The sequence below is a fragment of the Delftia sp. RIT313 genome (assembly GCF_000632165.1).
GTDB classification, from domain to species: Bacteria; Pseudomonadota; Gammaproteobacteria; order Burkholderiales; family Burkholderiaceae_C; genus Comamonas; species Comamonas acidovorans.
The window spans coordinates 1-12,050 of record NZ_JFYT01000111.1 but is presented as its reverse complement, the minus strand read 5'-3'; the positions used below and the strand labels follow the sequence as shown (position 1 = coordinate 12,050).

Genomic DNA, 12,050 nt, shown 5'->3' with positions numbered 1-12,050 from the left:
GCAGCGGCGGCAGCCGTTGCAGCAGGAGCAGCAGCCTTCTTGGCGGGAGCGGCAGCCTTCTTCGCGGCAGGAGCAGCAGCCTTCTTGGCAGGAGCGGCAGCCTTCTTCGCAGCAGGTGCAGCAGCCTTCTTGGCAGGAGCGGCAGCCTTCTTTGCAGCAGGTGCAGCGGCCTTCTTGGCAGGAGCGGCAGCCTTCTTTGCAGCAGGTGCAGCGGCCTTCTTGGCAGCAGGAGCTGCAGCCTTCTTCACAGCAGGTGCAGCAGCCTTCTTGACGGGTGCTGCCTTGGCAGTGGCCGTGGTTTTCTTCACGGTTTCAGCCTTGGGAGCAGCCGCCTTTTTGGCAGTGGTCTTCTTGTCGGTGGGGGCCTTGGTGGAGGCCGTCTTCTTCGCAGTTGCCATCATCTTCTCCTTCGTTGATTTGCACAAAACACTTCGGGGTACGGGGCTCCGAAGCGATCCAAAGCGATGTGGAGTGACGCATCGCAATGAACACGGAGACGCCCCACGCCGCAACACCATCGGTATTGCAAAAGCGTGAAGCGCGTCATGGTTCGCATTGTGCCTGCAGAGAAGCGATTAATCCCAGGAAAGTGCGCCGCCGGTTTGATACTCGATGACGCGTGTCTCAAAGAAGTTACGTTCCTTCTTCAAATCGATCATCTCGCTCATCCAGGGGAACGGGTTTTCCTCGTTGGGGAACAGGGCCTCAAGGCCGATCTGCGTGGCGCGGCGGTTGGCGATGTAGCGCAGGTAGCCCTTGAACATCGATGCGTTCATTCCGAGCACGCCGCGCGGCATGGTGTCCTCTGCGTAGCGGTATTCCAGCTCGACGGCCTTGACGAAAAGCGCCGTGATTTCTTCCTTGAATTCGGGTGTCCACAGCTGTGGATTTTCGAGCTTGAGCTGGTTGATCAGGTCGATGCCGAAGTTGCAGTGCATGGACTCGTCGCGCAGGATGTATTGGTACTGCTCGGCGGCGCCGGTCATCTTGTTCTGGCGGCCCAGCGCAAGGATCTGCGTGAAGCCCACGTAGAAGAACAGGCCCTCCATCAGGCAGGCGAAAACGATCAGCGACTTGAGCAGGGTCTGGTCGGTTTCGAAGGTGCCGGTCTTGAAGGCGGGGTCCATGATCGCTTCGATGAAGGGGATCAGGAATTCGTCCTTGTCGCGGATGGAGGGGACTTCGAGATAGGCGTTGAAGATCTCGCCCTCATCCAGGCCCAGCGACTCCACGATGTACTGGTAGGCGTGGGTGTGGATGGCTTCCTCGAAGGCCTGGCGCAGCAGGAACTGGCGGCACTCGGGCGCCGTGATGTGGCGGTAGGTGCCCAGCACGATGTTGTTGGCGGCCAGCGAATCGGCCGTCACGAAGAAGCCCAGGTTGCGCTTGATGATGCGGCGCTCGTCCTCGGTCAGGCCGTTGGGGTCCTTCCACAGGGCGATGTCGCGGTTCATGTTCACTTCCTGCGGCATCCAGTGGTTGGCGCAGGTGGCCAGGTACTTTTCCCAGGCCCACTTGTACTTGAACGGCACCAGCTGATTGACGTCGGTCTTGGCATTGATGATGCGCTTGTCGGCGGCATTCACGCGCTTGTGTGTGGTGCTCGGCGCGGCCTCCGCGCCGCTGGGCGTGTTCGAGAGGGTGGCGTCGTCGTCAAAGGTCAGCATTGCAATTTTCTCCGGCATGCCCTGGGGCATATGTTCAGTTCATTCGGTGCGAAAGAGTCCTCTCTTTCTGCTCCGGTCAATGTAGGACCATGGGTGGCCTGGCGTGTTGAGCAGGCCCAAGGTCCATGGCGAAGATCCTGCGCATGGCGCTGGCTGGCGGGCAGGGCGCGGGGCCTGCGCCGTGGCGAGGCCCCGCGCTGCGCGGCTTACTGGCAGGCTTCGCAGCCGGGATCGTCGATGGCGCAGAACTTGATGTCCGTCGCCGGTGCCTGGGCGCGTGCGGCGGCTGCCGCGGCTTCCAGGGCGCTGGAGGTGTTCACGGCGGCAGGCTGTGCGGCGGCGGCCGAGGGCACGGCGTTGAGCACGCGGCTTTGCACCGTGGACTTCTCGATGTTGGTGGCGCTGGTGGTGCGCAGGTAGTAGGTGGTCTTCAGACCGCGCAGCCAGGCCAGCTTGTAGGTGTCGTCCAGCTTCTTGCCCGATGCACCGGCCATGTAGATGTTCAGGCTCTGGGCCTGGTCGATCCACTTCTGGCGGCGCGCAGCGGCCTCGACCAGCCAGGTGGGCTCGACCTCGAAGGCGGTGGCGTACAGGCTCTTGACGTCCTGGGGCACGCGGTCGATGGGGCGCAGCGAGCCGTCGAAGTGCTTGAGGTCCATGACCATCACGTCGTCCCACAGGCCCAGGCGCTTCAGGTCACGCACCAGGTACTGGTTGATGACGGTGAACTCGCCGGACAGGTTGGACTTGACCGACAGGTTGCCGAACGAGGGCTCGATGGAGGCATCGACGCCGACGATGTTGGAGATGGTCGCCGTGGGCGCGATGGCCACGCAGTTGGAGTTGCGCATGCCGTGCTGGCCGATCTTGGCGCGCAGGGCATCCCAGTCCAGGCGCGAGGAGCGGTCCACTTCCACATAGCCGCCGCGTGCCTTCTCCAGCAGGTTCAGCGTGTCCAGCGGCAGGATGCCCTGGTCCCACAGCGAGCCCTTGTAGCTGGAGTACTGGCCGCGTTCCTTGGCCAGCTCGGTGGACGCCCAGTAGGCGTAGTAGCAGATGGCTTCCATCGACTGGTCGGCGAACTCCACGGCCGCGTCGCTGGCGTAGGCGATGCGCATTTCATAGAGCGCATCCTGGAAGCCCATCAGGCCCAGGCCCACCGGGCGGTGGCGCAGGTTGGAGTCCTTGGCCTTCTGCACGGCGTAGTAGTTGATGTCGATCACGTTGTCCAGCATGCGCATGGCCGTGGTGATGGTCTTGCGCAGCTTGCCGTGGTCGATGGCGCCATCGACGATGTGGCGCGCCAGGTTGACCGAGCCCAGGTTGCAGACGGCGGTCTCGGTGTCGCTGGTGTTCAGCGTGATCTCGGTGCACAGGTTGGACGAGTGCACCACGCCGGCGTGCTGCTGGGGCGAGCGCACGTTGCAGGGGTCCTTGAAGGTGACCCAGGGGTGGCCGGTCTCGAACAGCATGGACAGCATCTTGCGCCACAGGTCCATGGCCGGGATGCGCTTGAACAGCTTGAGTTCGCCGTTGTCGGCCTTGGTTTCGTAGGCCTTGTAGGCGTGCTCGAAGGCGGCGCCGAAGAGGTCGTGCAGGTCGCCGACATCGGAGGGCGAGAACAGGGTCCAGTGGCCCTTTTCCATGACGCGCTTCATGAACAGGTCGGGAATCCAGTTCGCCGTGTTCATGTCGTGCGTGCGGCGGCGGTCGTCGCCGGTGTTCTTGCGCAGTTCGAGGAATTCCTCGATGTCCAGGTGCCAGGTCTCCAGGTATGTGCAGACGGCGCCCTTGCGCTTGCCGCCCTGGTTCACGGCCACGGCCGTGTCGTTGACCACCTTGAGGAAGGGCACCACGCCCTGCGACTCGCCGTTCGTGCCCTTGATGCGCGAACCCAGGGCGCGCACGCGCGTCCAGTCGTTGCCCAGGCCGCCGGCGAACTTGGACAGCAGGGCGTTTTCCTTGATGGACTCATAGATGCCGTCCAGATCGTCGGGCACCGTGGTCAGGTAGCAGGAAGACAGCTGCGAGCGCAGCGTGCCGCTGTTGAACAGCGTGGGCGTGCTGCTCATGAAGTCGAAGGACGACAGCAGCTCGTAGAACTCGATGGCGCGTGCATTGCGGTCCTCTTCCTGCAGCGCCAGGCCCATGGCCACGCGCATGAAGAAGGACTGGGGCAGCTCGATGCGCGTCTTGCGCACGTGCAGGAAGTAGCGGTCGTACAGGGTCTGCAGGCCCAGGTAGTCGAACTGCTCGTCGCGCTCGGCCTTGATGGCGGCAGCCAGGCGGGGCAGGTCGTAGTTCAGCAGCTCGGGGTTGAGCAGCTCGTTGTCCACGCCCTTGCGGATGAAGCCGGGGAAGTACTCTGCGTAGGCCGCCTGGATGTCGGCCGGGTGCACGTCACGGCCCATGACCTCGCGCACGATCGTGTGCAGCAGCAGGCGGGCGGTGACGTAGGTGTAGTCGGGGTCTTTCTCGATCAGCGTGCGGGCGGCCAGGATGGAGGCCTTGAAGACTTCTTCGATCGGCACGCCGTCGTACAGGTTGCGCAGCGTCTCGGCGACGATGGGGGCGGCCTGGATATCGGCGTTGAGGTTGCGGCAGGACGCCTCGATCAGCGCCAGCAGGCGGGCCTGGTCCAGCGGCACGCGCTGGCCGTTGTCGGTCACATGCAGCACGGGCGCCGGTGCGGCGGCGGCAACCGCTGCGGCCTCGGCGGCCTTCTTCTGCTCGGCACGTTCCTGGTTGCGGCGGTCGCGGTACAGCACGTAGGCGCGTGCCACGTCGTGGTGGCCGCCGCGCATCAGGCCCAGTTCGACCTGGTCCTGCACATCTTCAATATGGAAGGTGCCGCCGCCCGGACGCGAGCGCAGCAGTGCGCGAACCACGGCCTGGGTCAGCTCGTCCACGGTCTCGCGCACGCTGGCGGAGGCCGCGCCCTGGGCACCGCGCACGGCCAGGAAGGCCTTGGTCAGCGCGACGGCGATCTTTTGCGGCGTGAAGGGCACCACATCGCCGCTGCGGCGGATGATCTGGTAGCCGTCCTGCACGGACAGGTGATGGGCGGAGGAAGGATTGGCAGCATCACCGTGCGCAGCGGGAGCCAAAGAATTCAGTGCTTCTTGCATGAGTTTCCTCAACGGGTGTTTGTGGATAGAACGGACGCGGACCTGCACTTGGGGCAGGCTTGCTGAGAGATGGAATCGGGGTCGGATGTACACACCGTTTTCACAGGGTGTGCACAGCTTGTGAACACTAGATATGGTGTCCAGCGTGCTTCTGGGCACTACCTGTAGTGTATCGCCGTCTCATGTACACGGGGTACTCACGGCCGGAAAACCGCTGTTTGCGCTGCGCCAAACGGGTGCGCAACCTACAAGCCAATAGCAGCAAAGGCCCGCTGCGCCGTGGCTTGCGGGCGATGGTCCGCCGCAAGCCGCTGCAGCCTTGGCCCTGCGCCGGTCGGACCGCTGAAAGCCCCATGGACAGTGGGGCTGCGACACATGCGTGAATTTGTAAAAAATGATCAGGCAGCCGCTGCGTGCGCCTGGCGCGCCACATCGGTTGCTTTCTGGATTGACAGACCCTTTGTCCTCTGCCTGTGGACAAGCGGGGTTTTGCGCAAGATCTGGCGGTGCCTGCGATGAGGGTGTGCGCTTACGTGGAGGGCTGGCCCGCGCCCGGCGGCAGCTGCCAGTTCGCCGTGGCTGGGTGGTGGGCCAGCAGCCCGCGCAGCCGGTGCCAGTCGAAGCCTGCGCCCGGATCGCATTTGCGGCCCGGCGCGATGTGCTCATGGCCTGCGAGATGGGCCACGGGGTAGCGGGCCGCGATGGCGTTGCACAGGGCATCGAGCGCCGCGTACTGGGCCGGCTCGAACCGCAGGCCCTCCAGGCCTTCGAGCTCTATGCCGATGGAGTCGTCGTTGCAGCGGTCGCGGCCCCGCCAGCAGGAAGCGCCTGCATGCCAGGCGCGCGCATCGCAGTCCACAAACTGCCAGACCTCGCCCTGGCGCGTGATGAAGAAATGCGCCGACACCTCCAGGCCGCGTATCCCCTGGTAGTAAGGATGGGCGTCCCAGTCGAGCTGGTTGGTGAACAGTTGCTGGACCGCACCCGTGCCGTACTCACCGGGGGGCAGGCTGATGGAGTGCACGACGACCAGATCGACCAGCGCCTGGGCCGGGCGCTCGCCAAAGTTGGGCGAGGGCAGGTGGCGGGCCTGCTGCAGCCAGCCGCCTTGCCAGGTCCAGGCCGGGGCCTGGGTGGCTTGCGCCTGTGGATCAGGACTCGCCATGGCCGCCTCCGTCCGTCTCCGCGCTGGCATCGCCGGGCAGGGCGATGTTCAGCCGGTCGATGCGGTAGCGGATCTGGCGCAGGCTCAGGCCCAGGCGCGCGGCGGTGGCCGTGCGGTTGAAGCCGTTTTCCTGCAGCGCCTGCACCAGGATGCCGCGCTCGCGCTCGTCCAGCCAGGCCTGCAGGTCACGGGGCAGGTCGGCATCGGCTGGCTCTGGCGATAGCGGGCCGCCTTGCGGCAGGGGGCGTGAAGGCGAGAGCGAAGGAGAGGGCGAGGCGGATGCAGGCGGGGCGGGCGGTGCGGGCGGCGTGCCGCAGGGCAGCTGCATCTCGGGATCTATGCGCAGCGGTCCGTCCTCGCCCAGCGTGATGGCGCGGTGCAGCAGGTTCTCCAGTTCACGCACATTGCCGGGCAGGGGCAGGCGGGCGATCTGCTGCACAGAGCGCTCGTCGATCTCGGGCATGGGCAGGCCGGATTCCTGCGACAGCCGTGCCAGCAGGGCGCGGCACAGGGCGGGCAGGTCTTCGCGGCGCTCGCGCAGCGGGGGCAGCAGCACCTCGATGACATTGAGGCGGTAGTACAGGTCCTGCCGGAAGCGCCCCTGCTGCACATCGGCAGCCAGGTCGCGGTGGGTGGCGCTGACGATGCGCACATCGGCCGCTTCCTCCTGTGCGGAGCCCAGGGCGCGCACGCGGCGCTCCTGGATGGCGCGCAGCAGCTTGGCCTGCATGGCCAGGGGCAGGTCGCCGATCTCATCCAGAAACAAGGTGCCGCCGCGCGCCGCCTGGAAGTAGCCGTCGCGGTCCTGGGTGGCGCCGGTATAGGAGCCCTTGCGCGCGCCGAAGAACTCGGCCTCCAGCAGGTTTTCGGGAATGGCGCCGCAGTTCACGGCCACCATGGGGCCATGGGCGCGCTGGCTGCAGGCATGCAGCGCGCGGGCCACCAGCTCCTTGCCCGTCCCCGACTCGCCATGCACCAGCACCGGCGCCATGCCGCGCGCCACCTTGGCAATGCGCTGCTTGACGGCCTGCATGGCGGGTGACTCGCCCACCATGGCGTCCAGTGCGCCGCTGCCGTTGAGCACCGGGCCGGCGGCGGGAGCGGCCGAAGGGCTGCGCGCCGGCATCACGCCCGGGGCCGGCACACCGCCCACGCCCTGGGCGGCCGAGGCCACGACCAGGCGGAACTGCTTGAGGTCCACGGGCTTGGTCAGGTAGTCGAAGGCGCCTGAGCGCAGGGCCTCGACGGCGTTCTCGGCGGAGCCGTAGGCCGTCATGACCACGCAGCGCTCGCGCCGCTGCTGGCTGCGCAGGTCCTGCAGCAGCTCCATGCCCATGCCGTCGGGCAGGCGCATGTCGGTGATGACCACGTCGAAGCGCTGGGTCTGCAGCTGCTCGCGCGCCTCGCCCACGCTGGCGGCGGTTTCCACGCGGTAGCCTTCGCGCAGAAGGGTCAGTTCATAGAGGGTGCGCAGATCCGGCTCGTCGTCCACGACAAGGATCGATGCGGCAGCGGGCAGGGAGTTCAAAGGCATCACACCACAATCTGATCAAACAGGGAGGCCGGCAGGGCCGAGGCCGGGCCGGCACGGAACACGATGCTGAAGGCATTGCCCTCGACAGGGCCGTGCGGCGTGGGCCGCGACAGCCGCTGGTAGCTGATGCTGGCATCGTAGCGCTGGCACAGCTCGCGGCAGATATACAGGCCCAGGCCGCTGGAGCGGCTTTCCGAAGAGAAGAAGGGCTCGAACAGATGGCGTTGCACCGTGGGCTCCAGCGCGGCGCCGTCGCTCCAGACCTGTAGCCAGATCTGGCCGCCGGCCGGCGCGCCGGTCAGCACCTGCAGCGTGTGTGGCTCGTGGGCGTTGCTGCGGTAGCGCCGGGCGTTGTCCAGCAGGTTCACCAGGATGCGGCGCAGATGCTCGCCATCGAACACCACGGTCTTGTCCCTGGCGTCGAGCAGGAGCTGGATGCTGTGCGCGGGCTGGCCCTGGGCCTGCCATTCCTGGCAAACCTGGGCCACGTGCTGGTCCAGGGCCAGCAGACCGGCATGCGCCTCGCCAATGTGCTGCTGGGCCCGGGCGATGTTGAGTACGTCCTCGACGATGCGTGCCAGGCGCTCGGCATTCTGGCCCACGATGCGGCACAGCTGCTGCTGGGCCGGGTCCTGCGCCAGATCCTCGGCCAGCAGGGCATTGGCCTGGGTGATGGCGGCCAGCGGATTGCGGATCTCGTGGGCCACGGCGGCCGACATGCGGCCCATGGACGCCAGCTTTTCCGTGCGCAGCCGCGCCTCCATTTCGCGCAGGTCGTGCAGAAAGACCACGCACAGCTGCTGCAGCAGCGCGGGCTCGGCCGCGTCGGCGGCGTCGGAAGGGGTGGCGACCTCGGTCAGCCAGGTGCGCAGGTGCAGGCCCGTCATGCCTTCCTGGCCGATGGACTGCAGATGGATGGCGGCCGAGATGGGCAGGTTCTGGGCAAAGCTCTGGGCCACGGCGTCCTGCAGCCGCTGCCAGCCGGAATGCTCCTTGAGGGCGAAGGGCAGGGCATGCGCGTCGGCTAGCCCCAGCAGGTGCAGCGCGGCCGGGTTGGCCTGCTGCACGCGGAACTGGGGATCGACCACCAGCACGCCTTCGCCCAGGTGGCGGATCACCAGGGCATTGACCTGTTCCTGCGTCTGGGCCTTGCGGCTGCTGTGCTGGGCCAGGTGGCGCTCGCGCCGCACGCGGCGTGCCAGTTCGTGCGTCAGATAGGCCACCGCGAAATAGCCTGCGCAGGCAAAGCTGGCCTGGTAGTAGGCCTGGGTGCTTTCTATGCGGCCAGCCACGTCCTGCCATGCCACCCAGCCCAGGGTCAGCAGCGTGACGCTGGCCGTGGTGGCCAGGGCCAGCGTCAGATTGCCCAGCACGGCCGAGATCAGGATGGGAATGGCCAGCAGGGCCGAGTAGTTCAGCGGCCCGGTCTGCAGCATCTGCAGCAGGCAGATGACCGCGATGTCCACGCCGATCACGGGCAGCCAGTGCACGCCGGCGCGGGGCGAGGGCGGCTGGGCGCGTGCCGTCAGCCGCAGCAGCAGCGTCAGCCCCAGGTAGCCCAGGCAAACCAGCCAGACCAGGGAATTGCCGCCGGGCTGCACGCTGAGCAGCGCCAGCTGCAGCAGCAAAAGCGCAGTGGCGATGAGCACGCGGCCGGTCAGGAAGCCCTGCCATAGCCGGACAAAGGGGGCGTTGGCGTCGTGCGGCGACTGCGCCGCGGCCTCGTCGATGGTGGGTGGCTGGGGGGGGGCCGCGTCCTGCATGCTCAGCGCCGTTGCGCCAGGGTGCGGTGCTCTGCGCTGCAGTAGCTGCGGCCGGCCGCCTCGATGGCCTCGCTGCGCGGCAGGTGCAGGCCGCAGTGCGCGCACTCGACCATGTCCTGTGGAGCCGCCAGCGGCGCATTGGCCGGGTTGGCCGGGTTGCGCGGCGCAGCGGCCTGGCGCCGCTCGCGGGCCTCGGCACGGCGCTGGCTGCGCCAGATGCCGACAGCCACGATGATGACGATCAGGACCAGCAGGTACTTCATGTGGTGCGCTCCAGCAGCACTTCCATGACGAAGCGCGATCCCGCATAGGCCAGCAGCAGCAGCAGGGCGCCTGCATAGAGCATGCGCACGGCGCTGCGGCCACGCCAGCCAAAGCGCGCACGGCCGATCAGCAGCACGGCAAAGGTCAGCCACGACAGCAGCGAGAACACAGACTTGTGGTTCCAGACCCAGGCCTTGCCATAGAGCTGTTCGCCGAACAGCCAGCCTGCGGCCAGCGTGGCCGTGAGCAGCACAAAGCCTGCGGACACGAAGCGGAAGGTCAGGCGCTCCAGCGTGAGAAGCGGAAGGCCGCTGTCATGGCCACCGCCGCCCAGCCGCATGTGCTGCTCGGCGCGTGTCATCAGCGAGGCGTGGACCACGGCGGCCGCGAACAGTCCGTAGGAGGCAATGCCCAGTGCCAGGTGCAGCGGCAGCCAGGGCGAGGCGTTGACATGCAGGGGCGTTCCCGGAAACAGCGCGGCCATGAGCACGGCGGCCGTGCCCAGCGCGGACAGCGCCAGCTGCGCGCGCATCTTGGGGAACAGCTGCTGCTCGACGCCATAGACGGTGAGCACCAGCCAGGCCGTCATGGACAGGGCCGGTGCAAAGCCGAAGTGAGGCTGCTCCCCGAGCAGGCCCCAGGCCAGGGCCAGGGCGTGGAGCACCCAGGCCAGGCGCAGGGCAACGCGGGCGCCGGCCTGGCTGATGCGTCGGGCGCCGGCGGCTGGCACGGCATAGGCCACGGCTGCGGCAAGCGCCAGCATCCAGCCCAGGGGCGATACGTTGGCGGAAATCAGGGGGACGGAGAGCATCTTTCAATGATAGCTGTGGCTTTCCCGCCGCCGGTTGTGCAGGCTCAGAATCCGGGTGCCATGCCGTGGTTCGGCGCGCATTTTCAGGGCTCCACGGCTGCCTCGATGCGATTGCGCCCCTGGGCCTTGGCCTGGTAGAGCAGGCCGTCCGCCTTCTGCAGCCAGGTTTCCAAAGGCGCGGCAGACGGCTGCCGCACGGTGAGTACGCCGCAGCTGACGGTGAGCTGCGGCGCCGTGGGAGAGGCGGCGTGGGCGATGGACAGGCGCAGCACTTCCTGGCGGAAATGCTCGGCCATGGCCGGGGCGTCGCTTTCGCCGGGGAGGATGAGCGCGAATTCCTCGCCGCCAAAGCGCGCGGCCAGGTCGTAGGGCCGGCGCGCATGGCGCTGCAGCGTGGCAGCCACGGCCTTGAGCGCCTCGTCCCCCTGCACATGGCCATAGCAGTCGTTGTATTGCTTGAAGTGGTCTATATCAATGAGAGCCAGGCCCACGGGCTCGCCCGTGCGCAGGCTGCGGCGGTAGGCGCGCTCCAGCACGTCGTCGAAGTGGCGCCGGTTGGCCAGGCCGGTCAGCCCGTCCACCATGGCCAGGCGCTCCAGGGCCTGGCGCTGCAGGGCCAGCCGGATCTGGTTGCGCACGCGCACCTCGACCACGGCGGGGCGTATGGGCTTGGAGACATAGTCGGCCGCGCCCAGGCGCAGGCCGTATTCCTCGGCCTCGGCATTGCTCTGTCCGGTGATGAAGATGACGGCGATATGGGCGGTGCGCTCCTGCGCGCGCAGCGCACCCAGCACCTCGTAGCCGTTCATGCCGGGCATGGCCAGGTCCAGAAGGATCAGCTGCAGGCGGTGAGCTTCGCGGTGGGCGACCACCAGGGCGCCAGGGCCATCCTTGGCCAGCAGCACTCGGTAGTGGGGGCTCAGCAGCTCGGCCAGCATGCTGCGGTTCAGCCGCTCGTCGTCCACGATGAGGACCGTGGGCAGCTCCGACCTGGTCAGGGCGTCAAGCATCTGCAGCTCCCTGTAGGGCCATCCGGTTCGCGGCCATGCTCCGCGCCAGCTGATCGAGCGCCTGCAGCGCCGCCTCGGTTTCCAGGGACTCGGCGCAGCGCTGGATGCGCTGCAGCACGGATGCATGGCGCCCGCTGACCAGAGGCCGCAGCCGTTCCAGTTCGGCCACGGCGGCATAGTCGCTGTCGGCAATCTGCAGCCGCAGCCGAGCCAGCGTGGATGAGACTTCTTCTGCGGTCATCGGCTGCCGCTGCCGCTGCTGCTGCGGGGGCGCAGCGCTGGACACCGTGGCCAGGGGTGGCAAGGCCGCCTGCCTGGACCGCACGGCGATTTCCGCCAGCAGGCCCTGCAGTCCATCGGCCAGCGCCTGGACCAGGGATGGCAGATCACCGCTGGGCCGGGCATTCCCGCCATTGCCGTCGCCTGACATGCAGGCATGCGCGCCGGTCTCGGCCATGGCCGACCATTGCTCCAGCAGATTCGCGCCCAGGTAGCCCAGGCTGCCCTTGAAGGTATGCGCCAACGACGCCACGGTTGCCCAGTTGCCGCTGCGCGCGGCGCGGCGCAGCTGTTGCGGCGCATCGGCAAAGTCCTGGGCAAAGCCTTCGATCGCATGCAGCATGCGCGGCGATTGGCTGGCAAGGCGTTGCCGCAACTGCACAGGATCCCAGGCCGGGGCAGGGGTTGGCGGCGTGGGCCGGGAGGGCG

Annotated in this window: 10 protein-coding genes; all 10 read right to left on the bottom strand. The window is 67.3% G+C overall.

The window, feature by feature from the left end:
- On the bottom strand, window positions 1-398 hold a 398-nt coding region (locus BW39_RS28615; RefSeq protein ID WP_043825664.1), incomplete at its 3' end, for a hypothetical protein.
- Window positions 399-575: 177 nt separating this feature from the next.
- Window positions 576-1,667 (bottom strand): ribonucleotide-diphosphate reductase subunit beta, encoded by a 1,092-nt coding sequence (locus tag BW39_RS28610; protein WP_012203430.1) that lies wholly within the window; start codon window positions 1,665-1,667, stop codon window positions 576-578.
- Window positions 1,668-1,873: 206 nt separating this feature from the next.
- The gene (locus BW39_RS28605) at window positions 1,874-4,795 is read right to left on the bottom strand and encodes a ribonucleoside-diphosphate reductase subunit alpha (protein WP_013804092.1); all 2,922 of its coding nucleotides are present in this window, start codon (window positions 4,793-4,795) and stop codon (window positions 1,874-1,876) included.
- A gap of 529 nt (window positions 4,796-5,324) precedes the next feature.
- On the bottom strand, window positions 5,325-5,960 hold the full coding sequence (gene ampD, locus BW39_RS28600) for a 1,6-anhydro-N-acetylmuramyl-L-alanine amidase AmpD (protein WP_013804091.1): 636 nt from the start codon (window positions 5,958-5,960) through the stop codon (window positions 5,325-5,327).
- Window positions 5,947-7,494 carry a sigma-54-dependent transcriptional regulator gene (locus BW39_RS28595; protein WP_043825660.1) on the bottom strand — a complete coding sequence of 516 codons (1,548 nt, stop codon included), beginning with the start codon at window positions 7,492-7,494 and terminating at the stop codon, window positions 5,947-5,949. Before BW39_RS28595 ends, ampD begins: the two co-directional genes overlap by 14 nt.
- The gene (locus BW39_RS28590) at window positions 7,494-9,257 is read right to left on the bottom strand and encodes a sensor histidine kinase (RefSeq protein ID WP_012203434.1); all 1,764 of its coding nucleotides are present in this window, start codon (window positions 9,255-9,257) and stop codon (window positions 7,494-7,496) included. The genes BW39_RS28595 and BW39_RS28590 overlap by 1 nt, the downstream gene beginning before the upstream one ends.
- Before the next feature lie 2 nt (window positions 9,258-9,259).
- Window positions 9,260-9,520 (bottom strand): PP0621 family protein, encoded by a 261-nt coding sequence (locus BW39_RS28585; protein WP_043825658.1) that lies wholly within the window; start codon window positions 9,518-9,520, stop codon window positions 9,260-9,262.
- Complete coding sequence (locus BW39_RS28580) at window positions 9,517-10,332, bottom strand: cytochrome C assembly family protein (protein WP_013804087.1); 816 nt, start codon at window positions 10,330-10,332, stop codon at window positions 9,517-9,519. Before BW39_RS28580 ends, BW39_RS28585 begins: the two co-directional genes overlap by 4 nt.
- An 83-nt stretch (window positions 10,333-10,415) precedes the next feature.
- Window positions 10,416-11,342, bottom strand: a complete 927-nt coding sequence (locus BW39_RS28575) for a GGDEF domain-containing response regulator (RefSeq protein ID WP_043825654.1) — start codon at window positions 11,340-11,342, stop codon at window positions 10,416-10,418.
- On the bottom strand, window positions 11,335-12,050 hold a 716-nt coding region (locus BW39_RS28570; RefSeq protein ID WP_200871555.1), incomplete at its 5' end, for an Hpt domain-containing protein. The genes BW39_RS28575 and BW39_RS28570, both read right to left, overlap by 8 nt.